Origin of the sequence: Aurantiacibacter sp. MUD11 (assembly GCF_026967575.1) — a bacterium.
GTDB lineage: Bacteria > Pseudomonadota > Alphaproteobacteria > Sphingomonadales > Sphingomonadaceae > Alteraurantiacibacter.
The window spans coordinates 1,817,351-1,842,455 of sequence record NZ_CP114054.1 but is presented as its reverse complement, the minus strand read 5'-3'; the positions used below and the strand labels follow the sequence as shown (position 1 = coordinate 1,842,455).

The following is a 25,105-nucleotide window of genomic DNA, read 5'->3' as shown; positions in this document are numbered from 1 at the left end:
AGGCTGAAGGGCCGGTTGCGAAACCGGCCCCTCTACTTACCTGACGTAACCCAGCGGCCGCTCGCTTTCGTCGAGCGAACGATAGCGGTCGCGCAGGCGGGTCTGGTGGTTGTCGAGCGGCTGCTCCACGCCTTCGATAAAGACGCGCAGCGGGGCCGAGCTCAGCTCCAGCGGATCGCCGTCCCACACCACCAGGTCGCCAAAGGCACCTTCGGCGAGCACGCCTGCCTGTCCCTCAAGCCCGGCAATAGCTGCCGGAACCGAAGTAATGGCGGCCAAAGCCTCGCCCCAGGTGAGGCCGCTGGCGCCCGGAATACGGTTGAGAGCGACCATGTTGCCCGCCTGCTGCGGCAGGTTGCGCGGGTGGTCGCCGCTGCTTTCGTAACCGGCGATGCCCACGGTCACGCCGGCATCGACCATGCGGCCGACATTGCTCTGCGTGGCGGCAATCCGCTCGAAGCTGGCGGGCAGGTCGTTCAGCGCGACGGTCAACACCGGCACACCCGAAGCGGCGATCTGGTCTGCCACCATCCAGCCCTCGGTCACGCCCACCAGTACCATATCGAGCGCGGGGAATTCCTCGCGCAGAGCCAGTACAGAAAGGATGTCCGAAGCGCGGTGGACGATGACGTAGAGCTTCTGTTCGCCGTGCACGACGGGCACCAGCGCGGCAGCGTCGAAGCGGGTCAGCAGCACGTCGCCGGACCGGTCGGTTCCGAACGTGCGGGAATCGATCCCGATCTCGCCGCCCGTGCTGCCCTGGCTCGAACCGCTGGTACGCAGCTGGGCGGCCTCGCCGAAAGTGCCTGCCTCGCGCAGCGCATTGCGGAACAGCGCGTACACCGAAGTGCGGCTGCCACCGGCAAGGCGTGCGCCGCGCTCGCCCATTTCCACGACCTGGAAGGCGCGCGGAACGGTCACGGCATCGAAGTCCGCGCCGAGATCGACCACGGCGCCCTGTCCGCCGAAGATCGAGGCCCCCGCGCCCGGAGCGACGCTGGCTCGGGTCACGCCGCCAGCGCGACTGTAGCCGAAGTCCTGCGCGGCCGGGTTGATCGCCGGGGCGACATCCAGCGCCGCGCCGAAAGGCGAATCGTCGGCATCGATATCGTTGCTCTCCGACACGGCACCGACGTCGACGAGGCCGAGGTCGGTGATCGAAGCGAACAGGCCGGGCGTCACCCACATGCCGCTGCCGTCGAGGGCGGTCATGCCTGCGGGAACGCTGACCCCGGCACCGGCGGCGACCACGCGGCCCCCGCGGACCACGACGGTGGCGTTCTCGATCGGGTCGCTGCCATCGCCCAGCGCCACGGTGGCTCCGGTAATGGCGACGTCCTGCGCCGTGGCGGGAAGGGCCATGCTGCCCAGCGCGATGGCGGAGGCGGCGGTAAGAAGGCGAAGCGCGCTCATTTCACATCTCCTTCACCGGGCTGGCCGAGCTCGAAGTCACTCACCGGGCGCATCGCCGGGTCGTTCATGTCGTACATCACCGCACCGTCGATCCAGACCATCTCGGGCCGCGAGTAGATCGACAGCGGATCGCCGTTCCACAGCACCACGTCGGCCATCTTGCCGGGCTCGAGGCTGCCGGTCATGTCGGCAATGCCCATGGCGCGGGCGGCGTTGAGGGTGATCCAGCTGATCACGTCGGCATCGGGAATGTCGATCCCCATGCGGCGGCCGTCGGCCTGCGCCTTGGCGGCTTCCTGGTTGAGGCGCTGGATGCCGTTCTCGTCGTCCGAGTGGATCACCGCGCAGGCGCCCTGCTGGTGGATCATCGCGGCGTTTTCGGGGATGGCGTCGTAGGCTTCCATCTTGAAGCCGTACCAGTCGGCCCAGACCGCGCTGCACACTTCGTGGTCGCGCAGCATGTCGGCGATCTTGTAGCTCTCCACCGCGTGGTGGAAGGCGGAGACGCGGTAGCCGAACTCTTCCGCCATATCGAGCACCAGTGCCATCTCGTCGGCGCGGTAGCAGTGGTTCTGCACCAGGATCTCGCCGCGCAGCACGCCGGCGAGCGTTTCCATCGCCAGGTCGCGGTCGGGGTTCTCCTCGGCCATGTATTGCTGCGCTTCAATCCAGGTCTGCCGGTTGACCGCGAAGTTGCCCATGCGGGTGGAGGGCATGCGCGTGCGATTGCCGTAGACCCGCTTGGGGTTCTCGCCGCAGGCCATCTTCAGGCTGTAGGGCGCGCCGGGGAACTTCATCCCCTGCACCGTGCGGCTGGGCACGTTGCGCAGGGTGACCGAGCGGCCGCCCATGAGGTTGGCCGAGCCGGGCAGGATCTGCAGCGTGGTGACACCGCCATTGGCCAGCGCGCGGCTGAAGCCCGGGTCCTGCGGCCAGACCGAGTGTTCGGCCCAGACTTCAGGCGTGGTCGGATCGGTTGCCTCGTTGCCGTCGCTATGCGCGTCGACCGAGGGCGTCGGATAGTCGCCCAGGTGCGAGTGGATATCGATGATGCCCGGCGTCACGTAGCGGCCGGTGCCGTCCACGCGGGTGTAGCCCGCCGGGATCGCCAGGCTGGCATCGCCGATGGCGACAACCTCGCCATCGGCGAACAGCACCACGCCGTTGTCGATCTGCCCGCCAGCGCCATCGTAGATGGTCGCGCCGACGATGGCCGTCGGGACGCCCGGAAAGCGCTGGTAGGTCGAAGGATAGGCTTCCTCCGCGCTCGCCGCGGCCGGCGTGCTGGCGAGGGCTGAGCCCCTGTCACCCGTGGTGCAAGCCGACAGTGCCAGTAGCGCACTGCCCGCGAGGAGGGCGGCTGGGCCGCCCTTGCTGAAAAAACGGCCCATATCGCTTAACCCTTCGGCTTGGTGGTGGGGTGGATGCCGCCCTCTTGGGCTTCCATGCCGGCTTCGGCCATGCCTTCGAGGTCGTCGCCCACGTTGTCGTCACGCAGCGTGTCGAGGTGCATCAGCTTCTTGATCAGCGGGCTGATCACGATCACCGCCACACCCACGCCGACTGCGATCCAGCCGATCTGGCTGTAGACCGCGAGCACGGTTTCCTTGGCAGCGCCTTCACCCGAAGCCGCTTCCGAACCGGTCGCCGCGGCGATCAGGCCGGCGACGAAGTTGCCGGTGGCCGAGGCGAAGAACCAGGTGCCCATGATAAGCGAGGCCATGTGCGCCGGGGCCAGGCGGTTCATCGCCGACAGGCCTACGGGCGAGAGGCACAGCTCGCCGGTGGTGTGCAGCAGGTAGATCAGGAAGATGAAGATGACCGGGGTCATGTTCTCCATGCCGACCGAGTTTGCGCCCAGTACCAGCACCAGGAAGCCGGCGCCCAGCTGGATCATCGCCAGGCCGAACTTGGCCGGGGTGGAAGGCTCCAGCCCCTTCTTGCCCAGCCAGGTCCACAGCGTGGCGAAGAGCGGGGCGAGGGCGATGATGTAGATCGGGTTGATCGACTGGAAGATCGAGGCGTCGACGCCCTGGCGATCGACATAGCGATCGGTGAACAGGTTGAGCGAGGAGCCGGCCTGTTCGAACAGCGCCCAGAACAGGACCGAGCCGACGATGAGGAACATCGCGGCGAAGATCCGGTCGCGGTCGTGTCCGCCCAGCTTGATCGCCTGCCAGATGACATAGAGCACCAGGATCAGGCCGAACACGCCGAGGATCGTGCCGACGACCGCCTGGTTCTGCACCAGCCACCAGGTGACGGCGACGGCGACGAAGCCGACGATGTAGAGGAACCACTCGAACTTGATGCCCATGTACGGGGCGTCGAGCTTTTCGGGCACGGTGCTTTCGCCCTTGCCCAGCAGCAGCGGCTTGAACACGACGAAGACGATCAGGCCCAGCAGCATGCCGATGCCGGCAGCGCCGAAGCCGTATGCCCAGCCATAGGTCTGGCCGAGGTAACCGGCGATGATCGTGCCGACGGCCGCGCCCACGTTAATGCCCATGTAGAAGATGGTGTAGGCACCGTCGCGGCGAATATCCGTACGCGGATAGAGCTGGCCGACGATCACCGAGATGTTCGCCTTGAGGAAGCCCGAGCCGACGATGATGAAGGCCAGCGCCAGCCAGAACACGTCGATCATCGGGTCGGACTGTCCGCCCGCGCCCTCGAACGCCATGAAGAAGTGACCGAAAGTCAGCAGCACGGCGCCGAACAGCACCGCCTTGCGCTGACCGAGGTAACGGTCGGCCAGGTAGCCGCCGAGCACCGGGGCGATGTAGACCAGCGCGGTATAGGCGCCGTAGATCACGCTCGCCTTCTCGTCGTTGAACAGCCAGTGCTGGGTCAGGTAGAAAATCAGCAGGGCGCGCATGCCGTAGTAGGAGAAGCGCTCCCACATCTCGGCAAAGAACAGCACGAACAAGCCCTTGGGATGTCCGGCGAATTCCGGTTCTTTCGAACCGACGATGGCGCCGCCGGCAATCAGCAGCAGGACGAGGAATGTCGCCGCTGTCGCGACAATGATTTCTTCTAGTGTCACTTTGGATGGCTCCCCAACACCGGCGCGTTTCGCGCGCATGTTCTTTCGAGACGAAGCGGGCACCCTAGCGATTGTTTCGCCCATGTGAAGCCATGAAGTTGCGCCTGAAACCGCCTTTTTTGGCGCAATTGCTTGACCCGACCCGCTGTATTATGGCAGTGGGTCACCTATGGCTGATACCCGTCCCGTCTATCTCCGGCTGCGCGAATTGATCGCGGCGGCCATCATCGATGGGCGCTACCCCGAAGGGGAAATGCTCCCGTCGGTCCGCGCTTTCGCTGCCGAGCAGGGCGCCAACCCGTTGACCGTGGCCAAGGCCTACCAGCAGTTCCAGGCCGATGGCCTGATCCGCGTGCAGCGCGGAGTCGGCATGTTCGTGCGCGAAGGGGCGGCGGACAAGCTTCGCCAGGCCGAGCGCGAGGCCTTCCTGCGCGAGGAATGGCCCGCCATTCGGGAGCGGATGGACCGGCTGGGACTGGATCCGGCGGAGCTGCTCGATCACGCCTGACCGATCCTGATACAAATTGACACAAAATTTGCCTGGGGTGATTGCGCCGGGCGTTTCCTTCTGGCAGGTTTGCCTGTGAGCGGCGTATCGGGTCGGCGCCAAACACTGGCTGCAACTGCATTGGCAGTTGTTACCTTCGGGGGAAAGAATGATAAGGTCCGAACTGCTCCAGGCCCTAGCCGCAGACAATCCTGATCTGCGGCCAGAGGAAATCGAACAAGTCGTCGATATTTTCTTTGACGAAATCACTCAGCGGCTGGCCGAGGGTGGCCGAGTTGAACTGCGTGGCTTCGGGACATTCTCGACACGCCAGCGCGATGCCCGCGTCGGTCGCAATCCGCGCACCGGTGAAGCGGTGGACGTGCCGGCCAAACGCGTGCCCTACTTCAAGCCGGGCAAGGAAATGCGCGAGCGGCTCAATCCCAACGGCTGATCGCTGCTAACAAGGCGCATGAAAAAGGGGTGCGGACCGTGTGGTCCGCACCCCTTTTTCTTTGGCCTTGGCCTGGAGGAGGGCCCCCGCCGAAGCGGAGGCCCCCTTCAGATCAGAAGCGGCGTTCGACCGACACGCTCCAGGTGCGCGGCCGGCCCGGCACGCCGGTGACCATGCCCAGCGAGCGGGTGATGTCGCTCTTCGACAGGAAGTAGTACTCGTCGAAAAGGTTATCGACCCGCAGGGCCACCGTCCATTCGTCGTCCGGATCGGTGTAAGCCAGGCGGGCGCCGCCGATGAAGTACCCGTCGATTTCCGACCAGACCGTGTTGAACGTGTCGGTGTAGATGGTCGACTGGTAGCTACCGTCGAAACGGGCGCTGATCATCGAGCCGCCAGACGTGAAGTAATCATACTGCGCGCCGATGCTCCAGGTCCATTCCGGGGTGTACGGCGTGATCTCGTTGCCGGTCAGGCCGGCAGGCGCCACCGAAGCTGCATCGTATTCGAAATCGATGTAGCTCAGCGAGCCGTCGAACGAGAGGCCTTCTGTCGGATAGGCCGTCACTTCCAGTTCGAAGCCCTTCACCTCGGCCTCACCCACGTTACGGGGCTGGAGGCAGGGGACGCTGGGGCAAGCCGGAAGCGTCAGGATGATGTCCTGGTAATCGTTGTAGAAGGCCGCACCGTTCACGCGCAGGCGACGATCCAGGGCATCGATCTTGAAACCGACCTCGTAGGTCGTGATCGTTTCCGGATTGAACGAACGCAGCTGGTTACACGGCGCCGGAGCAACGTAACCCGGTGCGTCGCACTCGCCGGCCGAAGGGCCGAAGAACGGACGTGGGTTCACACCGCCGCCCTTGAACCCGGTTGAAACCGAAGCGTAGAGCAGGATGTCGTCCGTCGCCTGCACGTTGCCGACGATACGCCAGTCCCACCGATCGCCTTCAAAGCCGTCCGAGATGTTGAACAGGCCGGTGAGCAGGCAGTTTGGCGTATTGCCGAGGCCGGTCGGGCCAGCCGTCGGAGCACCCAGGAAGAATTCGCAAACCGGCACGCCGGGCACGAACAGGTTGTCAGCGTCGACGAAGGGCACCGTTCCGTCCGGGTTGGAGCGGAAGTAGGTGTAGATCTTTTCGTCTTCGGTGTAGCGGATGCCGCCGGTGATGCTGAACACGTCGTTCGGCGTCAAAGTCAACGTGCCGAACAGTGCCTGCGTGGTGCTGGGCGTGGTGTCCGGACCGTGAATGAAGTCGATACCCGCATAGTTGAGGTCAACGCGTGCGGTGTATTCGCCGTCCTGGTCGAGATAGAAACCACCCACTGTGCCCTGCAGCAGACCTTCGGCGACCTCGAAGTTCAGACGCACCTCGGCGCTCCATGCTTCGTGGTCGAGCTGGTTGTCGAGCTGCGCGACCGGGATCGGCGTGGCGTCCTGGTCCTGGCCCCACCGCGAAGTGTAGGTACGGTAGGAGCCGATGGCCACGAACTGCAGGTTGTCGGTAATGTCGTAGGTAATGTTCGACATTACGCCCCAGCCTTCGAACTCGGTGATCGGCAGAGCTGCATAGGGCTTGTAAGGAGCCTGCTGCGTCGGCTCCATGCCGTCGAGGAAGTTCGAATAGCTGACAAAACGCGGATCGAAACCGAGCGCGCTCAGGTTGGCCGTGTCGCAGCTGAACGGGCCGGCTGGCACGAAGGCGCAAGTCAGCGGGACGGGGTTACCGTCTTCACCGGGCAGCCAGGCGCCGCCGTTGGCATTGGTGGCCGGGTTGGTGGAGAACGGATCGAACGTCGGGTTCGTCGAGCTGATCGGCAGGCCGGCAGCTAGGGCGACGACCGGAACCGCGTCCGAATCCTCGCGAGTGAAGTCACCAGACACATACACGTTCAGGCGATCGTTCGGCTCCCACTCGAGAGCGATACGCCCGGCGGCAATGTTCTGACCACCCATAGTCTCGTAACCGAAGTTGCCGCGACCGCGGGCATTGTTGCCCGGCACGTTCGAACCGGGATGCGTCAGGCCATAATCGACGATGTCGACATAGCCATCGCTAGCGCGGCCCATGCCGGAAACACGCGCTGCGAGGTTATCGGTGATGGCAAAGTCCGCCATACCGCGCAGCGAGATGGTGTTGAACGAGCCGTATTCGGCACGCAGCGAGCCCGAACCGTCGCCACGCGGACGAGCGGAGAACAACTTGATGGCACCACCCAGCGAGTTCTTGCCGGCCAGCGTGCCTTGCGGGCCGCGCAGAATTTCCACGCGGTCGAGGTCGACCAGCTCGAGCAGCGAGCTCGACAGCGTCGGGATGTAGACGTCGTCCACATAGACACCGACTGCCGGGTCAAGCGCGTAGTTGAAGTCGACCTGGCCGACGCCACGGATAAAGGCGATCAGGCCGGAACCACCGTTCTGCGGCTGCGGACGCAGCGTCACGTTGGGCGCTTGTGCGGCGACTTGCGCAATGTCGGTCTGGCCACGGGCGGCGAGCATTTCTGCGTTCACCGCGGTAATAGCGATTGGCGTTTCCTGCAGATCCGCTTCGCGGAATTCTGCGGTAACGACGATCACGTTGGTGCGACCGTCATTACCTTCGTCTGCGCCTTCGTCCTGGGCCAGCGCCGGCGTGCTGAGGCACGTGGCAATGGCCAAGGTTGAAGCAACGCTTAGCTTCTTGAACTTCATCAGGCATCCTCCCTTAGGCAGGCCGTCTCCCACGATCGGCCTGCTCGGTGCTGTAATGCCCCACCGCTTTGAAGCGGCGTGGGCAACTGGCAAGGAAGCGAGAATTGCGCGCGGTGTCTCTCTGGCACCTACGCCACCAATACTCCTCTCCACCCGTCGTTGTACAATCACGCTCGTTACATTCAAGGCGCTTTACGCATGAATCGAAGCATGCAGGGCCTTTTGTCGCAATCTAGCAACAGGTGGATTGGCTTAGCGAATTAGTTACTTACGCAACGGTTCCATCCGCCGCGCGAAGGTAAAGGTCGAGGCAGAAAGCACCGCCGGAACCGCCATTACCAGACAAACCCCGGCAATTGAGAGAGTTAGCGGGATCGAGGCCCCGCCAAGCTCCAGCACGCCGGTCTCCCGCGTGTTGAGCAGCAGGCCGCCCACGAAGGGGCCGCCGACCGCGCCCACGCGTCCGGCCGTGGTGGCGAATCCGAGGCCCGTGGCGCGCAATTGCGGCGGAAATGCATAGGCAATCGTCAGCCAGTTGGCCGTTGCCGAGCCGAACAGCGCCGCGCCGATGAAGGGGGCGAGCAGCCACAGCATCGAGACATCGGTGGCAAACTGGCCGAACAGCGCGATCAGCGCCGCCATCGCCAGCATGGTGAACCACATCATCCGCTTCACCCCGATCACCCCGCACAGGAAACCCGACGTCATGCCGCCGATCACCCCGCCGATGGAGAACCAGTTCTGGTAGGTGGCCGATGCCGTGGGGGAGGCGCTGGCCTCGCTCACCAGCACCGGACCCCATTGCAGGATGAAGTACCAGGCGAACATGTTGAGCGCATGGGCGAGGAACAGCTTGAGCAGCTCGCGCACGTGCATCGGCTGCTTGATTTCCAGCAGCACGGCGCTCTTCGAACCTTCGGGCTTGGGTGGCAGCTTGGCGATTTCCGGAATCGCCATGCGTCGCAGTACGCGGTTGGTCTTCTCGAGCGCGCCCTTGGGCTGGCGGTTGAGCAGGAAGTCGACCGAATCCGGCAGGCCGATGAGGGCAATCGGGAAGACCACGGCGGACAGCGCCGCGCCGACCCAGAAGATCGCTCGCCAGTCGAAGCCCTGCAGCGCGCTGGCGGCGACCGCCGCGCCGATCATCGTCCCCACCGGATAGGCCGAGGCGACCACGCTGGCGGAGAATTCGCGCCGCCGGAAGCTGGCATATTCCAGCGCGATCATGCCAACCGTGCTGGTCATCCCGCCGATGCCGACGCCGGTCAGCAAGCGCGCCGCCACCATCGTCGCATAGCCATCGGCCAGTGCCGCCGCCGCCATGCCGACGCTCATCAGTATCAGGCAGGTGAGGATGGCGGGGCGCCTGCCCCATTGGTCCGCCACGGGCGAGACCGACAGCGCGCCCACCGCCATGCCGACCAGGTGCATCGCCAGCAATGTGCCGAGCGCCGCATCCGACAGGCCCCAGGCCTCGCGCAGCGATGCGCCGGCCAGCGAGATGGCGAGAATGTCGTAGCCGTCGATCATGTTGACGAGCACGCAGATCGCCACCACGCCATATTGCGGCAGCGTCATCCGCCGGTTGCCCAACACCTGCCGCGGATCGTCCGCCGGCAGCTCCTGCGCGCCAGTTGCCATTCCCCTCTCCCTCCAGCGCCGCTGCATGGCGGCTTGACCCGCACGCTAAAATGGGCGCAGGCTTTGGTCAAAGCATTGGTGCCGGGGAGAGGGCAGAATACCGATGAGCGATACCGATACGATCACCTGCGATGTCGAGGCGACCATTCGCTATGTCGTGCGCGGCGAGAAGGCGACCTTCTACGCAGGCGAGCGCGACAAGAGCTATTGGCCGGGCGAGGACCACACGGTCACCGTGCACGACATGCGGCCGGAGAAGGACCAGCTGTCCTTCGATCGCAACGGGTTCGTGCTGCTGGATGAGGCATCGCCGGTCAGCGACTATGACGATCCCCAAGAGCTGGCGAAGTACTGCCGCTATTGCGAGGACACGGTCCAGCGGCTGACGGGCGCCAGCAAGGTCATCAGCTTCGGCGCGATCCGCCGCACCAATGCCACCGGCACGCACGGGCACAACCAGCCCGCCAACGGCGCGCATGTCGACTATGGCGAGAAGACCACGGCCGATTACACGCGGCTGCTGCTGCCCGAGGACGAGGCGGAAGAGCTGCTCACCAAGCGGCGCATGCTGTTCAACCTGTGGCGCCCCATCACCATGGTCGAAAGCGCGCCCTTTGCGCTGTGCGATGCCAGCACGGTGAAACGCGAGGACCTGTTTCCCAGCGAGATCGTCGGCGGACTGGGCGGGGTGAATTTCTCGCTGTGGGGCTTCAACCTTGCCTATGCGCCGGGCCATCGCTGGATGTGGGTGCCGCACATGCAGCCGTGGGAGATGTTCGTCTTCAAGCTGTTCGATACCGATGAGGATGCCGTGCAGTTCACCGCGCACACCGCGTTCGAGGCGCCGGATACGCCGCCCGACGCTGCGCCGCGCCAGAGCATCGAGCTGCGCACCATCGCCTTCTTCGATTGAGCTTGAAGCAAGGCGGCAGCCTCGCCTACGCTAACGACCGTTAGAGTCGTCAACGGCTCAACGAGGGGAGAGTACTGGTGGCAATCGTCGATTGGACGAAAGAGGTAGAGGCGCGCGGGGGTTCCTATGCGCTGCATGGCCGGGTGGAGGAACGCTTCCTGCCGGTGGCCGAGGCTTTCGCCGAGAATTTCCGGGTCGAGGAAGAACTGGGCGCGGGCTGCTCCGCCGTCGTCGACGGCGCAACCGTGGTCGACCTGTGGGGCGGCTGGGCGCGCGCCGACAGGTCGCAGCCGTGGGATGCCCATTCCACCGTCTGCATGATGAGCGTCGCCAAGGGCGTGACCGGCATTGCCTTCAACATGGTGGCGGACCGGGGGCTGGTCGATTTCGACGCGCCGGTGGCGCAGTACTGGCCAGAATTCGCGCAGGGCGGGAAGGAAAGCATCACCGTCCGCATGATCCTCGATCACACAGCGGCGATCCCGGTGCTGACGACCGATGTCATGTATCCCGGCGGACTGCTCGATTACGACGGCTACATCCGGGCGCTGGAGGTGCAGGAGCCGCTGTGGGAGCCGGGCACGGTCGCGGCCTACCACGTCCACAACCAGGGCTTCCTGCTGGGCGAGATCATGCGGCGGGTGACCGGCAAGAGCGTGGGCCCGTTCCTGCGCGAGAACGTCACCGGGCTGCTGGGCGCGGAATACTACATCGGCGGCATGAGCGCGGAGGAGCAGAGCCACGTCGCCGAAGTGCTGCCCAACACCAAGGCGCGGCTGTTCGCTGCGAAGGACCAGGCGGTGCCGGACAAGCCGACCACGCCCGAAGGCTGGCAGGACGGCGCGACGCTGCGCAGCTTTGCGTTCCTGCAGAACGCCGACGAACCCTGGCATACCACCATGAACTCGCCGCGCTGGCGCGAGGTGGAGATCGCCAGTGGCTCCGGCCACGGCAATGCCCGCGGCGTCGCCCGCATCTACGGGGCGGCCACGGGCGAAGTGGACGGCGTGGACCTGCTTTCCGACGCCCAGCTCGAAGCCATGATCACGGAGCAGCACAACCAGATCGAGCTGCTGCAGGATCGCCCCTATCACCAGGCCAACGGCGTGCTGCTGAACACGCCCGAGGCCGTCTACATGGGGCCGAATATGCGCAGCTTCGGCCACCACGGCCTCGGCGGATCGATCGGCTTCGGCGATCCCGATGCGCGCCTCGGCTTCTCTTACTGCTGCAACCAGATGCACGCCGTCGGCGACAACGGGCCGCGCGCGCGGCGCCTGATCGACGCGGTTTACTCCTGCCTGTGAAGGACAATTGAGATGGACAAGGAACTCTTCGACAAGGGCATGAAAATCCGGCGCGAAGTGCTGGGCGATGCCTATGTCGACAAGGCGACCGCCAACCCCAACCCGTTCAACGATCCCTTGCAGGAACTGGTCGCCACCTATTGCTGGGGCTGGACCTGGGGGCGCGAGGAAGAGCTGTCGCGGCGCGACCGCAGCCTGATCAACCTTGCGATGATCGCCGTGCTGGGGCGCAAGCACGAGCTGAAGGTGCACACGCGCGGCGCGCTGAACAACGGCCTGTCGCGCGAGGAGATCCGCGAGGTGCTGCTGCAGGTGGGCATCTATGGCGGCATCCCGGCGGCGGTCGACAGCTTCCGCATCGTCAACGAGGCACTGGCCGAGATCGACGCCGAGGACGCCGAATAATGGACGCCGGCCAGCGCCTCGCCATCGAACTCGCCTGCGGCAAGCTGCCGCTGCTGTTCGCCAAGTACGCGGACGAGGGCGACGCCGATGCCATGGGCCAGCTGTTCACGCCCGACTGCGAATTCTCGCGCCCGTTCCAGCCCGACTATCCGTTCTACGGCCGCGCGGCGGTGGAAGGCATCTTTCGTAACCGCCCGCCGATCCTGGTGCGCCACATCGTTACCAACGTGCTGGTGGAGGCGATTACCGAGACCCGGGCCAGGGGCACCAACTACCTGACCATGCTTTCCAGCCACAAGAGCACCGAGCCGCCGCAGGAAGCGGGCGCGCTTTATGTCGGCGGGTTCGAGGACGAATACGTGCTCGACCAGTCGGTGCCCGGCGGAGTGTGGCGATTTTCCAAGCGCGCCGGAATGGTGGCGCTGCACATGGGCGGGGCCATGCCCGACATTCCCCCGCCAAGCGACGAAGCGAGAGGACTTGCGTGATGGTGAAAGCGGCAAACGACAAGGAACAGCTGGTGCTCGATTTCTTCGAGGTGCTGTCTTCCGGTGACCTGGAGAAGCTGCGCGGCTTCTATCACGATCAGAGCGTGTGGGAGCCGAAGGTGAAGGACATCGCCGGTGCCGGGAAGCACATCGGCATGGATATCATCGACAAGTTCCTTGCCCCCGTGCGCGGCATGTTCAAGCCGGGCGATCCCAAGGTGCATGTCCACAACATGTTCTCGGCGGGCAACTTCGTCTGTGTGGAGAGCAATTCCACCGGCACCACGGGTGACGGCAAGGTCTACGACAACGACTATTGCTGGGTGTTCGAGATCTCGAACGGCAAGATCGACGCCATGCGCGAATACATGGATAGCCATTACACCGCCAAGCTGTTCGGGATGGACTAGGCCATGCGTTTCGACGGCCAGCCCATCCTGATCTCCGGTGCCGGTCGCGGACTGGGTGAGGGCATCGCCCAGCGCCTCGCCAGCGAGGGCGCGATCGTCGGCATTGCCGATATCGACGGCGGCAACGCGCTGGAGGTGGCCGAGGGCATCATCGCTGCGGGCGGCAAGGCCTTCAGCTACGGCGCCGATTGCGGCAGCCGCGCGGAATTCATGCAGGTGGCGGAGGATTTTGCCGCCGATGCCGGGCCGCTGCGGGCGGTGATCAACAATGCCTCCGTGCTGGTCTACGAGCCGATCGAGGCGGTGACCGAGGAGACGCTCGACCGCATGCTTTCGGCGGGCCTGAAAAGCGTGTTCTGGGGCGTGCAGGCCTTCCTTGCCCAACGGGACGAGGAGAAGCCGGGCAACATCCTCAACTACTCCTCTCCGGTCGCCTATCGCGGGCGGCCCAACACCGGGGCCTACACCACCATCAAGGCGGGCATCGCGGGCCTCACCAAGGTGCTGGCGGGCGAGCTTGGCCCGCGCGGCATCCGCGTCAACGCCATGGCGCCGGGCAGCGTGCCGACGCCGGCGACCGAGGGTTTCGTCACGCCCGAGCAATACGAGCAACGCGCCAAGAACATCCCCCTGCGCCGCAACGGCACGGTGGAGGATGTCGCCAGCGCGGCGGCCTTCCTGCTCAGCGACGAGGCATCATTCATCAATGGAGCGATGCTCGCCGTCGACGGCGGGATCATCGCAGCGGGGTAAGCATGACAGCAATCTGGCAGGAACGGCTCGACCATCTGAAGGCGACCATCGAGGCCGACATTGCGCGCGGCGACTACTTCGGCGCGGTGCTGCGCATCGGACGCGGCGGCGTGGTGGTGTTCGACGAGGCCATCGGCCACGCCTATGCCGACCAGCAGCGACCGCTGAAGCGCGACGACGTGTTCTCGCTGTTCAGCGTCACCAAGGCCTTCACCAACGTGCTGGTGATGCGGGCGATCGAGCAGGGGCGCTTCCAGCTCACCACCAAGGTGAAGGACGTGCTGCCCGAATTCACGGGCCAGCCGCGCGAGGAGGCGACCTTCTACCACCTCATCACCCACCAGGCCGGCATGCCGGGGGTGTGGAGTCCCAAGCCGGGCATGTATCTCGATCGCCTGTCCGAGCTGTACGAAGAGAGCATTGCCAACGTCCACGGCGCGACACCGCCGGGCGAGCGCTGCGACTATTCGCCGCTGGTGAACCACGTGCTGATGGGCACGGCCCTGGTGCGCACCGACCCCAAGGGCCGCAACTTCCAGACGCTGCTGGCGGAGGACCTGTTCCAGCCGCTGAAGATGGATTCGACCAGCATGGGCCTGCGCCCGGACCTGAACGAGCGCCACGTGCGTCCGGACATGCGCGGCACGGTGCCGATCAAGCATCTTTCACGGAACATCGAGGGCGATCACGCCCTGTTCGAGGACCCCGAAGTCGAGGCTCCGCATGTCGGCTGCGCCTCGACCACCGGCGACCTGTGGCGGTTTGCGGAAATGCTGCGCCGCGAGGGCGAGCTGGACGGCGCACGCATCCTCTCGCCCCGCATGGTGCGTCTGGCGCGCAAGGTGCACACGGGCGACAGGCCCAACGAACTGTACCGCGGCGTCGCTCTGCGCGCCGGCTGGGAAGTGCCGCCGGCCAACCAGGGGCTGGGCTTCCAGGTGCGCGGGACCGGGGTGTTCCACCACCTCTTCGGCCAGCTTTCGTCGCCCGAGACATTCGGCAACTACGGCGCGGGCAGCACCATGTTCTGGGTCGATCCCGAAGCGGACGTCTCGTTCAGTTTCCTCAGCGCCGGCGTGATGACGCAGGCCGCCAACATCGAGCGTTGCGGCAAGCTATCCGACATCGCGCTTTCGGCCTGCCTCTAGGGAGATTTCATGGCAGACGCAGATATCATCGTCATCGGATCGGGCCATAACGGGCTGGTCGCCGCGGCTTATCTGGCGGTCGCCGGGAAGAGCGTGCTCGTGCTGGAGCGCAACGCCTGGCACGGCGGCGGCGTGGTCAGCCGCGAGCTGACGCGCCCGGGCTTCATGCACGACCAGCATTCGATGAGTCACATCTTCATCCAGGGCAATCCGCTGCTGGCGAACGACGACCTCGGGCTGAAGGCGAAATACGGCCTGCAATATGTCTTCCCCGACGTGCCGATGATGAGCGTGTGGGAGGATGGCACCACCCTGCCGCTGCACCGCGATCCGGCGAAGAGCGCCGAGGCGATTGCCAAGTTCAGCGAGAAGGACGCGCAGACCTTCCTCGAAATGAGCCGCCAGGCCGCCGAGTGGCTGCCGATGATCCAGGCCGGGCTGTATTCGCCGCCGATGCCGCTGGGCGCGCAGACCGCGATGATGGACCAGAGCCCCGAAGGGCAGGAGATCATGCGCACCATGGGCGTCTCCACTTTCGACCTGATGGAGGAGCTGTTCGAGCACGAGAAGGTGCAGGCCCACTTCGGCCGCGTGGCGGGCGAGAACCTCGTCAGCCCGGACGAGAAGGCGACCGGCATCGGCGCCTATGTCTTCCTCGGCTTCCTCGAGAAGTACGGCTTCGGCGTGCCGGTGGGCGGCTCCGGCAGCCTCACCAATGCGCTGATCGCCTGCATCGAGGACCATGGCGGCAGCGTGCGTGCCTCGGCCCATGTGCGCGAGGTGACCACCGACGGCGGCCGCGCCACCGGCGTGGTGCTCGACAACGGCGAAAGCGTCTCCGCCGGCGAAGGCGTGATCGGCGCGCTGCACCCGCATATCCTGCCGGAGATGGTGGCGGACCTGCCCGCCGAAGTCGCGCGCAAGGCGCAGCGCACGCACATCACCGATGCCGCCTGCTTCACCGTGCATGCCGCGCTCGACGCGCCGTTGAAGTTCAAGGCCAAGCGCCACGACGGCGCAGACCTTTCCGCCGTCATGTACGAGCTGATGCCCGCCAGCTACGAGGACATGCGCCGCGCCTTCGACGAACTGCGCTATGGCAAGATGTCGCCCACCCCGCTGGTCGGCGTCGGCCAGTTGCCGCAGCACGATCCCAGCCGTTGCCCCGAGGGCAAGAGCATCTTCCACGCCTGGGACTACGTCCCTTACGAGCGCGAGGATGGCCGCAGCTGGGACGAGGCGAAGGACGAATTCGCGCAAGGCATGATCGCGCGGATGTCCAACTACATCGAGAACGTGCCCGAGGTAGTGCTCGACTATCACTGCGACAGCCCGGTGGACATGGAGCGCACCAGCCCCAGCTTCTTCCGCGGCGACCTGCACGGCATTGCCACCACCACCTACCAGTCCGGCAGCCATCGCCCGACGCCGGACCTCGGCCAGTACCGCGTGCCGGGCGTCGACCGGCTTTACCTGGTCGGTCCGTTCCAGCATCCCGGCGGCGGCGTGTTCGGCGCCGGCCGTGCCACCGCCATGGTGATGGCCGAAGACCTCGGCATCGAATTCGACGAGATCCGCGTGTCATGAAGATCAAGGCAGCCGACAAGAGCGAGCTGATGCAGGTCAGCAAGATCGAGCGGAAGGGGAACGACCTGGTCCTGAAGGGCAAGGTCTATGGCACCATGCCGATGACGGCGACGCTGACGCCGGAGGAAGCGAAGAACTTCCTCAAGCTGCTGACGCCCAAGCTGGCGCTGTTCCTGCTCACCCTGCCGTTCCGCAAATCCAAGAAGGACTGAACTGATGCGTCACAAGGGTTCCTCCATCATCGTCACCGGCGCGGCCGGTTCCATCGGCTTCGCCACTTGCGAAATCCTCGCCCGCGAGGGGGCCGAGCTGCTGATGGTCGATATCGATGCGACCAAGGTGATGGCGCGCGCGGCCGAACTGCGCGGCAAGGGCTTCACCGCCATCGCCCACGTAGCGGATTGCGCCGACGAGAAGGCGGTGGAGGGCTATGCCGAGGAAGCGATGACCGCCTTCGGCAAGATCGACGGCTTCTTCAACAATGCCGGGATCGAGGGCGACCTTGCCCCGACGCACGAATACGACATCGCCATGTTCGACAAGATCATCCGGGTGAACCTGCGCTCCATGTTCCTCGGCCTGCGCTTCGTCATCCCGCACATGGTTGCCGCGGGCAAGGGCGCGGTGGTGAACACGGCCAGCATCGGCTCCGAGCGCGGGCTGGCGGGTGCCTGCGCCTACAACGCCGCCAAGCACGGCGCCGTGGGCCTGACGCGCACGGCGGCCAGCGAAGTCGCGCAGGTGGGCGTGCGGGTGAACTGCGTGATGCCCGGCGTGATCGAGACCCCGCTGCTGGTCGGCATGCTGGAACAGATGTTCGACGGCGACGTGCAGGCGGGCATGGACAAGCTGGGCCAGGTCGCCACGCTCAACCGCGTCGGTCAGCCGCGCGAGGTGGGCGACGTGGTCAGCTTTCTGCTCAGCGAGGAGGCGAGCTACGTCAACGGCGCGAAGTGGGAGATCGACGGCGGCGCGCTGGCGACCATCCGCAACGATATCTAGCCCTCCCGCTCCGGGTCCAGCCCGGCGGCTTCCTCCACCACCTTGGCAATCGCGGTGAAATCCGCGTCCGCGCCTTCGCGTTCGAGGGTGCGGGCGAGGTAGTCGGCGACGATTTCGCCCAGCGGCAGCGGCACGCCCGCAGCTTCGGCCTCGTCGAGCAGCAGCTTCGTGTCCTTCAGGCTGAGCGCGGCGGCGAAGCCGAAGTCGAAGGTACGCGGCAGGACGGAGCGTGGCCACTTGTCGCGGGTGGCGGAGTTGATGCCGGTCGACTGGTTGAGCACCTCGATCATCTTGGCCGGGTCCAGCCCGCGCTTGATGCCGAAGGCCATGCCCTCCGCGGTCACCCCGATGGCGACTGCGCCCAGCAGGTTGTTGACCAGCTTCATCGTCTGCCCCGCGCCGGGCGCCTCGCCCATATGCGTGGGCTTGCCGATAGCCTTCAGCAGCGGCTCCAGCGTGCTGTGGTATTCGGCTTCCGGCCCGCCGACCATGATCGAGATCGTCGCGTCCTGGGCGCCCTTGATGCCGCCCGACACCGGGGCATCGAAGCAGGCGACGCCCTTCGGGGTCAGTGCGGCGGAGATTTCCTGCGCCAGTTGCGGGCCGCTGGTCGACAGGTCGCAGAACACCCTGGGCTGGCCGCGCGTAAAGATGCCGTCCGGCCCCAGCGTCGCCTCGCGCACGATCTGCGGGGTGGGCAGGCTGGTGAAGACGACTTCGCACTGGCGGCCCAGCGTGGCGGCGTGGCCGGCAGCCTCGGCCCCCTGGTGCACCAGGGCGGCGACGGCATCCTCGGACACGTCGTGCACGAACAGGTCGTGCCCGGCCTTGAGCAGGTTCGCCGCCATCGGTGCGCCCATGCGGCCGAGGCCAAGGAAACCGACGTTCATGCAAGTGCCTCCAGTATCGGGGTGTGCGGCGCGAGGTCGACGCGCGCGATATCGTTTTCGGTCGGGAAACAGGCCAGCACCAGCGGGTCATGCCCCGGGATCAGGTGATCGAGCGAGCCACCCACCAGCTCCAGCGCGCGGGCCTGAGCCCTCGCGTAATCCGCCTCGTCGACGAAGATCGGGAAGGGCAGCTTGCGGGTGATGTTGGCGTAGAGATGCGCGGCGTCGCTGGCGAGCACCACCGGCCCGCGGGCCGTCTCGCAGACGACCACCTGCAGCCCCGCCGTATGCCCATGCGCCAGCCGCAGCGAGATGCCGGGGGCGAACTCGTCGTCGCCGTCATGGAAGACCACGTGATCGTGGTAGAGCCGCTTCACCAGTTCGGCCACCGGCTCGCCGTCGAACGGAGCGCGGGTGTGCGCGTCGCAGATGTGGCGGCTGGTGGCGAAGGCCATTTCGGCGTCCTGGATATGGAAGCGCGCGTTGGGAAAGTCCTCGATCCCGCCCGCGTGGTCGTAATGCAGGTGGGTAAGGATCACGTCGGTCACGCCCAGCCGGTCGATACCTGCGTCGCGCAGGCTCTTGCGGATCGGGCGGGTGATCTCCCGCCCGCGCGCGGCGGCGGCCGTCGCACCGAAGCCGGTATCGACGATGACCGGCGGTTCGCCCTCGCGGTGGATCGCCCAGACGTAATAGTCGAGCGGCATCGGCAGGTCGTGATCATCGACCGGAGCCGTGAAGTTCTCGGCCGCAGACCGCTCGTGCCGCGCATAGCGGATGGCATCGATGCGGGTGACGGCAGCCATCAGCGATCGGGGACGCCGAGGCCCCGGAACCAGGTCTCGCCATCGCTGCCGGTGACGAAATGGCCGGCGGTCGGCTCGAAGAAGTGCATGCCGATCACCAGCGTGCCACTGTCCTTGTACTTGTCGACGAAGGCCATTCGCGTGGCGCTGCCCTTTTCGCGGTCCATGTCGAAGGTGGCGTGGCGGTGCGGCATGGCGCATTGCATCGGGTGGTGCATCAGGTCGCCGGTGACGACGGCGCGCTCGCCCTTGCTCTCGATCACCACGTGGATGTGGCCGGGCGTGTGGCCGTGGCTCGGCTCGGCATAGATGCCCGGCGCGATCTGGTGATCGGTGTCGATGAAATCGACCAGCCCCGCCGACACGATCGGATCGACGCTTTCGACCATGTGCTTGTCGTCATGGTGGCCATCCTTGCGCAGGTCGTTCTGCCATGCCTCGTATTCGGTCTTGCCGAACAGGTAGCGGGCATTGGGGAAGGTCGGCAGGTATTTGCCGGTTTCCGGGTCCTTGTAGGTGTTCCAGCCGACATGGTCGAAATGCAGGTGGGTGCAGAAGACGGTGTCCACGTCCTCGCGGGACACGCCGAGCGAGGCGATGTCTTCGAGGAAGCCTTCGGGCAGGTCGGTGAAGACGTCGTATTCGCGCTCGCGCCCGGCGCCGATGCAGGTGTCGACCACGATGTTGCGGTCCGGTGTCTGCAGCAGGATGCCCTGGAAGTTCATCCGCATCTGGCCTTCCGGCGTGGCGTAGTGCGGGTGCAGCCAGTCCAGCGCCTTCACTTCCTCTGCCGTGGCGTCCGGCATGGCCATCTGGATGTTGTCCTGGAAATCCCAGATCTCGACAATCCGGCTGACCTTCACGTCCCCGACCTGCCAGGTCTTGATATGTTCGACGGCCATCGGCCCCTCTCCCCTATTTGTAGCGTGCGACGCTTTCCGGCGGCAGCTGCGCAGGCTCCATCTGCGGCTTGCCGAGGATGAAATCGGCGCAGCGTTCGCCGATCATCACGCACGGTGCATTGGTGTTGCCGCCGATGACGCTGGGCATGACCGAGGCATCGGCAATGCGCAGGCTGGCGATACCCTTCACCCGCAATTCCGGATCGACCACGGTGGCATCGTCCGCCGGATCGCCCATGCGGCAGGTGCCGACCGGGTGGTGCACGGTATAGCCGGTCTCGCGGATATAGGTGTCCCACTCCGCGTCGCTCTGGCAATCGGGGCCGGGGGCGACTTCGGTACCATTGTACCTGGCGAAGGGCCTGGCGGCGAAGGCGGCGCGGGCAATCTTCAGCGCGCGGATCAGCGGCTGGATGTCCTCCGGCTCTTTCAGCAGGTTGGGATCGATCAGCGGCGCGGCGGCAGGATCGGCCGAGGCCAGGCGCACGGTGCCACGGCTCTTGGGATAGAGGCCCACCGGGCTGATCGCATAGCCATGGCCCAGCGGGAAGGGCACCTTGGGATTGGTCAACCGCTTGGCCGGCTGGAACACGAACTGCACGTCCGGCTTGTCCAGCGACGGGTCGGTGCGCAGGAAGGCGACGCTCTCGAAGACATTGCCCGCCAGCGGCCCCTTGCGGGTGAGCAGGTATTCGATGCCGTGGTAGATATCGCGCGGCAGCACCTTCCAGCTGATGCCGTAGCTGGTGGGGTCGTCCGTCTCCATGTGTATCGGGCTGGCGACATGGTCATGGTAGTTGCCGCCCACGCCCGGCAGTTCGTGCACAACCTCGATGCCGTGTTCGCGCAGGTGGTCGGCCGGGCCGATGCCGCTCAGCATCATGATCTGCGGGGTCTGCACCGTGCCTGCGCTCAGCACCACTTCGCGACGGGCCGAGATCACCCGGCCGTCGACCAGTTCGACGCCGGTGGCGCGGCCTTGCTCCACCACTATGCGCGCGACGCGGGCATCGGTTTGCAGGTGGATGTTGCCGCGCGCCAGTGCGGGCTTGAGCATCTGCTGCCAGGTGCTCTGCCGCAGCCCGTCGCCGATCAGGCCCTGGCGGCGGCCATAGCCTTCCGGGTCAGGCCCGTTGAAATCGGGGCAGGCGGGGAATTGCAGTTCGCCGAGCGCATCCATGAACGCGTAGTTCAGCGCATTGGGATTCTCGACCAGCTTGACGTTGATCGGCCCGTCCTTGCCGTGGAACACGCTCGCCGGATGGTCCTCGTTGCGCTCGGTCCGGGTGAAATAGGGCAGCACTTCACGGTAGGACCAGCCTTTGCAGCCCATGTCCGACCAGTCGTCGTAATCCGTTGGATGGCCACGAAAATAGACCATGCCGTTGATCGCCCCGCTGCCGCCCAGCACGCGTCCGCGGGGCACGCCGATCTCGCGTCCGGCCATGCCTGCCTGTGGCACCGTGGCGAAGCCCCAGTTGCTGGGCTTGCGGCCGATGGCGGCGGCAACGAAGCTGGGAATGTGGAAGAAGGGGTGGTTGTCGTGCCCGCCCGCTTCCAGCACGCAGGTGGTCGCGCCGGTATCCTCTCCCAGCCGTGCAGCCACGGCGGCGCCAGCGGAACCGGCACCGATAACGATGTAATCGAATTCATTCGCGCTCATGCGCAGCGCCTCTCCCTAACGAACGTTAGAGTGCGCAGGCTGTCGGGCAAAGGCAAGAGTGAATTGGGCGACAGATGCCATTGGCAAGCCCTTGCCAGTGGCGCTAGGCAGCAGGCGTGGCGGGCGTGGCGGAATGGTAGACGCCGGGGACTTAAAATCCCCTGAGCTTTGCTCGTGTGGGTTCGAGTCCCACCGCCCGCACATGGTTAACCTGCGTTCACCGTAACTTGGTGTTCCTGCCTAGTTGCGGTTAGCCAATCCCTAACCAGCCTTCGCCTATCCAGACCCTGCAATTTGAGAGGGACCACTCACCGGGAGTTCCGGTCCACAAACTGCAGTGGGGAGCATATGCGCGACGCCATTCGCCAGGACGAATATCCGGCCATGCCCGGCAGCGATGTCGCCGGCGTCGAAGAGCAACGCTCTTCGCCGCGCCTCACCCTGCTGATCCGCGCGGCCAAGGTGATCACCGCAGAAGGCGAGTTCCTGTGCGTCATCCGCGACGCCTCGGAGACGGGCATCAGCTTGCGGGTTTTCCACCCGCTGCCGCAGGGCGCGGACATTGTCGTCGAATTGCAGAACGGCGATCGCTACCTGGCCGAGATCGTCTGGCAGGAAGAAGAGCGCGTGGGCATGCGCTTCACCGCCCCGGCCGACATTTCCCGCATCATCGAAAGCCCCAGCCGCTTCGCCAAGCGGTCCATTCGCCTCAACGTCGATGCCCGTGCCGTCGTCACCTCGTTGCGCGGCGCGGACAATGTCGTCATCCGCAACATCTCGCAGCAAGGCGCCAGCATCGAATGCCGTACGCGCTATGCGATCGACGAGCGGGTGAAGCTGAAGGCGCGCGGTCTGGCGGAAACCAGCGCCAAGGTGCGCTGGCGCAAGGACAGCATGGTGGGCCTGGCGTTCGAGGATACCTACCAGTTCGGCGAACTGGCGCGGATCGTGCGCATGCTGGGGCGAAACAACTGAGAATCCAGCCACGCGGGGCAGCGCGTTAACCGCCTCATAACCATTTTCCTTCACTCCCGGACAAGACACGAGATCCGGGGGCATCAATGCTTGAGAATTCAGATGGCAACGCCAAGCACGGTGGGGGTGAAATCGCCGTCGACGTGGCCATTATCGGGGCCGGCCCGGCAGGGCTGACGGCAGGTTACCTGCTGACCAAGGCGGGCAAGTCCGTCGCCATCATCGAGAAGGACGCCACCTATGTCGGCGGCATCAGCCGCACGGTAGAGCACGAAGGCTATCGTTTCGACATCGGCGGCCATCGCTTCTTCTCGAAGAGCCAGCAGGTCGTCGATCTGTGGAACGAGATCCTGCCCGACGACTTCATCCAGCGCCCGCGGATGAGCCGCATCTATTACGAGGGCAAGTTCTACTCCTACCCGCTGCGCGCCTTCGAGGCGCTGCGCAACCTCGGCGTGTGGCGTTCGACGCTGTGCATGGCGAGCTATCTCAAGGCCAAGGTGTTCCCCACCCGCGAGGTCAAGAGCTTCGAGGACTGGACCAGCAACCAGTTCGGCAAGAAGCTCTATTCGATCTTCTTCAAGACCTACACCGAGAAGGTGTGGGGCATGCCCTGCAACGAAATGAGCGCCGACTGGGCCGCGCAACGCATCAAGGGCCTGTCGCTTTGGGGCGCGGTGATCGACGGGCTGAAGCGCTCGCTGGGCCTCAACAAGCTGAACGACGGTTCGGGCAAGCAGGCGAAGACGCTGCTCGAGACCTTCCGCTATCCGCGGCTCGGCCCGGGCATGATGTGGGAAACCGCGCGCGACAAGATCCTTGCCACCGGCAAGGGGCAGGTGATCATGGGCCATGCGCTGAAGCAGCTTGCCGCCGACGGGCAGGGCGGCTGGCGGATGACCGCCAATGCCGAAGACGGCAGCGAAGTGGTGATCCGCGCCAAGGATGCCATCAGCAGCGCGCCGATGCGCCAGCTGGCGACGCGCCTGCACCCGCTGCCGCAGACCACCATCGAGGCGAGCAACCTCAAGTACCGCGACTTCCTGACCGTCGCGCTGATGATCAAGTCGGAAGACCTCTTCCCCGACAACTGGATCTACATCCACGACAGCAAGGTGAAGGTCGGCCGCGTGCAGAACTTCCGCAGCTGGTCGCCGGAAATGGTGCCGGACGAGGACGTGGCCTGTGTTGGCCTCGAATACTTCTGCTTCGAAGGCGACGGGCTGTGGTCGATGGACGATGCCGACCTGGTCGAACTGGCGAAGCAGGAAATGGACATCCTCGGCCTGGTCGATCCGGCCAAGGTGATCGGTGGCGCCGTGGTGCGGCAGGAGAAGGCCTATCCCGTCTATGACGAGGACTATGCCGCCAATGTCGAGGCCATGCGTGTCGAACTCGAAGGCAAGTATCCTAGCCTGCACCTGGTCGGCCGCAACGGCATGCACCGCTACAACAACCAGGATCACGCGATGATGACTGCCATGCTGACGGTGGAAAACATCATCGCCGGCGAGCGCCTTTACGACACCTGGTGCGTCAACGAGGACGCCGAATACCACGAGGCAGGCGACGAGGGCGCCGAGAAGGCATTGCCCGAAAGCCGCAAGCCGGTGACCGAGGATCAGGCCGCTGCGCTGAACTCGGTGCGCGACGTGCCCAGCCGCGTGGCTGCCGAAAAGGACCGCGAAGCGGCATGAGCGTAGCGCTGGCCGCCCTGTTCCACCGGCTGGGCGGGTTCCGCCTGCTGAAGTACCTGTTCGCCAGTGTTGGCGCGCTGGCAGTGGACGTGGGTGTCTTCCTCGGTCTGCTGACCATGGGCATGTGGCCGGCAGGCGCTTCGGCGATCGGCTACTGCATGGGGATCATCGCGCACTGGCTGATGAGCAGCCGCGCGGTCTTCACCGACAATGTCGCCGAACGCGGCATGGCCCGCACGCGGCAAAAGGCGCTGTTCGTCGGCTCCGCGCTGGCCGGGCTGGCGCTGACCACCGGGATCGTCTGGGCGGGTGACGCCAGCGGTTTCGACCCGCGCCTTGCCAAGCTGGTCGCCATTGCCGTCAGCTTTATGGCTACTTGGCTCTTACGCAGCCGGGTGGTTTTCCGTTAGAGACTGAACCCGATGG

At 65.4% G+C, this 25,105-nt stretch carries 24 protein-coding genes and 1 tRNA gene; 16 read left to right on the top strand and 9 right to left on the bottom strand.

Features of this window, described 5'->3' with window-relative positions; translation table 11 throughout:
• Positions 1–36 precede the first annotated feature (36 nt).
• The 3 genes from OZN62_RS09115 to OZN62_RS09105 are packed head-to-tail and all read right to left on the bottom strand — an operon-like array spanning position 37 to position 4,405.
• The gene (locus OZN62_RS09115) at positions 37–1,413 is read right to left on the bottom strand and encodes an amidohydrolase family protein (protein WP_269099300.1); all 1,377 of its coding nucleotides are present in this window, start codon (positions 1,411–1,413) and stop codon (positions 37–39) included.
• Complete coding sequence (locus tag OZN62_RS09110; RefSeq protein ID WP_269099299.1) at positions 1,410–2,804, bottom strand: amidohydrolase; 1,395 nt, start codon at positions 2,802–2,804, stop codon at positions 1,410–1,412. Before OZN62_RS09110 ends, OZN62_RS09115 begins: the two co-directional genes overlap by 4 nt.
• A 5-nt stretch (positions 2,805–2,809) precedes the next feature.
• Entirely contained in the window at positions 2,810–4,405 is a 1,596-nt protein-coding gene (locus tag OZN62_RS09105) for a peptide MFS transporter (protein WP_269102142.1), read from the bottom strand.
• A gap of 223 nt (positions 4,406–4,628) precedes the next feature.
• On the opposite strand from OZN62_RS09105, the gene OZN62_RS09100 reads away from it, so the two are divergent.
• Complete coding sequence (locus OZN62_RS09100) at positions 4,629–4,967, top strand: GntR family transcriptional regulator (RefSeq protein WP_269099298.1); 339 nt, start codon at positions 4,629–4,631, stop codon at positions 4,965–4,967.
• A gap of 148 nt (positions 4,968–5,115) precedes the next feature.
• Positions 5,116–5,400, top strand: a complete 285-nt coding sequence (locus OZN62_RS09095) for an integration host factor subunit beta (RefSeq protein ID WP_269099297.1) — start codon at positions 5,116–5,118, stop codon at positions 5,398–5,400.
• Positions 5,401–5,512: 112 nt separating this feature from the next.
• On the opposite strand, the gene OZN62_RS09090 is transcribed toward OZN62_RS09095, so the two are convergent.
• Positions 5,513–8,092, bottom strand: a complete 2,580-nt coding sequence (locus OZN62_RS09090) for a TonB-dependent receptor (RefSeq protein ID WP_269099296.1) — start codon at positions 8,090–8,092, stop codon at positions 5,513–5,515.
• A gap of 264 nt (positions 8,093–8,356) precedes the next feature.
• The gene (locus OZN62_RS09085; RefSeq protein ID WP_269099295.1) at positions 8,357–9,760 is read right to left on the bottom strand and encodes an MFS transporter; all 1,404 of its coding nucleotides are present in this window, start codon (positions 9,758–9,760) and stop codon (positions 8,357–8,359) included.
• Between the two features lie 76 nt (positions 9,761–9,836).
• On the opposite strand from OZN62_RS09085, the gene OZN62_RS09080 reads away from it, so the two are divergent.
• The 10 genes from OZN62_RS09080 (at position 9,837) to OZN62_RS09035 (ending at position 17,746) form a co-directional block, all read left to right on the top strand.
• Positions 9,837–10,646, top strand: coding sequence for a CmcJ/NvfI family oxidoreductase (locus tag OZN62_RS09080; RefSeq protein WP_269099294.1), 810 nt, complete (start codon positions 9,837–9,839; stop codon positions 10,644–10,646).
• 77 nt (positions 10,647–10,723) lie between these two features.
• Positions 10,724–11,953 (top strand): serine hydrolase domain-containing protein, encoded by a 1,230-nt coding sequence (locus OZN62_RS09075; protein ID WP_269099293.1) that lies wholly within the window; start codon positions 10,724–10,726, stop codon positions 11,951–11,953.
• A gap of 12 nt (positions 11,954–11,965) precedes the next feature.
• Positions 11,966–12,358, top strand: coding sequence for a carboxymuconolactone decarboxylase family protein (locus OZN62_RS09070; RefSeq protein ID WP_269099292.1), 393 nt, complete (start codon positions 11,966–11,968; stop codon positions 12,356–12,358).
• Complete coding sequence (locus tag OZN62_RS09065) at positions 12,358–12,846, top strand: nuclear transport factor 2 family protein (protein WP_269099291.1); 489 nt, start codon at positions 12,358–12,360, stop codon at positions 12,844–12,846. The genes OZN62_RS09070 and OZN62_RS09065 overlap by 1 nt, the downstream gene beginning before the upstream one ends.
• Positions 12,846–13,256: a nuclear transport factor 2 family protein gene (locus tag OZN62_RS09060; protein ID WP_269099288.1), complete on the top strand. Its 411-nt coding sequence runs from the start codon at positions 12,846–12,848 to the stop codon at positions 13,254–13,256. The genes OZN62_RS09065 and OZN62_RS09060 overlap by 1 nt, the downstream gene beginning before the upstream one ends.
• A 3-nt stretch (positions 13,257–13,259) precedes the next feature.
• Entirely contained in the window at positions 13,260–14,009 is a 750-nt protein-coding gene (locus tag OZN62_RS09055; RefSeq protein WP_269099287.1) for an SDR family NAD(P)-dependent oxidoreductase, read from the top strand.
• Positions 14,010–14,011: 2 nt separating this feature from the next.
• Positions 14,012–15,157: a serine hydrolase domain-containing protein gene (locus tag OZN62_RS09050; protein ID WP_269099286.1), complete on the top strand. Its 1,146-nt coding sequence runs from the start codon at positions 14,012–14,014 to the stop codon at positions 15,155–15,157.
• Positions 15,158–15,166: 9 nt separating this feature from the next.
• The gene (locus OZN62_RS09045) at positions 15,167–16,744 is read left to right on the top strand and encodes a phytoene desaturase family protein (protein ID WP_269099285.1); all 1,578 of its coding nucleotides are present in this window, start codon (positions 15,167–15,169) and stop codon (positions 16,742–16,744) included.
• Complete coding sequence (locus tag OZN62_RS09040) at positions 16,741–16,956, top strand: hypothetical protein (RefSeq protein WP_269099283.1); 216 nt, start codon at positions 16,741–16,743, stop codon at positions 16,954–16,956. Before OZN62_RS09045 ends, OZN62_RS09040 begins: the two co-directional genes overlap by 4 nt.
• A 4-nt stretch (positions 16,957–16,960) precedes the next feature.
• Positions 16,961–17,746, top strand: a complete 786-nt coding sequence (locus tag OZN62_RS09035; RefSeq protein ID WP_269099282.1) for an SDR family NAD(P)-dependent oxidoreductase — start codon at positions 16,961–16,963, stop codon at positions 17,744–17,746.
• Here the strand turns inward: OZN62_RS09035 and OZN62_RS09030 are convergent.
• The 4 genes from OZN62_RS09030 to OZN62_RS09015 are packed head-to-tail and all read right to left on the bottom strand — an operon-like array spanning position 17,743 to position 22,007.
• Entirely contained in the window at positions 17,743–18,636 is an 894-nt protein-coding gene (locus tag OZN62_RS09030; protein ID WP_269099281.1) for an NAD(P)-dependent oxidoreductase, read from the bottom strand. The two genes, OZN62_RS09035 and OZN62_RS09030, sit on opposite strands and share 4 nt — an antisense overlap.
• Positions 18,633–19,442: an N-acyl homoserine lactonase family protein gene (locus OZN62_RS09025; protein ID WP_269099280.1), complete on the bottom strand. Its 810-nt coding sequence runs from the start codon at positions 19,440–19,442 to the stop codon at positions 18,633–18,635. The genes OZN62_RS09030 and OZN62_RS09025 overlap by 4 nt, the downstream gene beginning before the upstream one ends.
• On the bottom strand, positions 19,442–20,344 hold the full coding sequence (locus tag OZN62_RS09020; RefSeq protein ID WP_269099278.1) for an MBL fold metallo-hydrolase: 903 nt from the start codon (positions 20,342–20,344) through the stop codon (positions 19,442–19,444). The genes OZN62_RS09025 and OZN62_RS09020 overlap by 1 nt, the downstream gene beginning before the upstream one ends.
• A gap of 13 nt (positions 20,345–20,357) precedes the next feature.
• A complete protein-coding gene (locus tag OZN62_RS09015; RefSeq protein WP_269099277.1) occupies positions 20,358–22,007 on the bottom strand; it encodes a GMC family oxidoreductase in 1,650 nt (549 codons plus the stop codon).
• 119 nt (positions 22,008–22,126) lie between these two features.
• Here OZN62_RS09015 and OZN62_RS09010 point away from each other — a divergent pair.
• The 4 genes from OZN62_RS09010 (at position 22,127) to OZN62_RS08995 (ending at position 25,089) form a co-directional block, all read left to right on the top strand.
• Positions 22,127–22,208: transfer RNA gene (locus tag OZN62_RS09010), tRNA-Leu, on the top strand.
• 147 nt (positions 22,209–22,355) lie between these two features.
• Positions 22,356–22,982: a PilZ domain-containing protein gene (locus OZN62_RS09005; protein WP_269099276.1), complete on the top strand. Its 627-nt coding sequence runs from the start codon at positions 22,356–22,358 to the stop codon at positions 22,980–22,982.
• Between the two features lie 86 nt (positions 22,983–23,068).
• On the top strand, positions 23,069–24,679 hold the full coding sequence (locus OZN62_RS09000; RefSeq protein WP_269099274.1) for an NAD(P)/FAD-dependent oxidoreductase: 1,611 nt from the start codon (positions 23,069–23,071) through the stop codon (positions 24,677–24,679).
• Entirely contained in the window at positions 24,676–25,089 is a 414-nt protein-coding gene (locus tag OZN62_RS08995) for a GtrA family protein (protein ID WP_269099273.1), read from the top strand. The genes OZN62_RS09000 and OZN62_RS08995 overlap by 4 nt, the downstream gene beginning before the upstream one ends.
• The last annotated feature ends 16 nt before the right edge of the window (positions 25,090–25,105 follow it).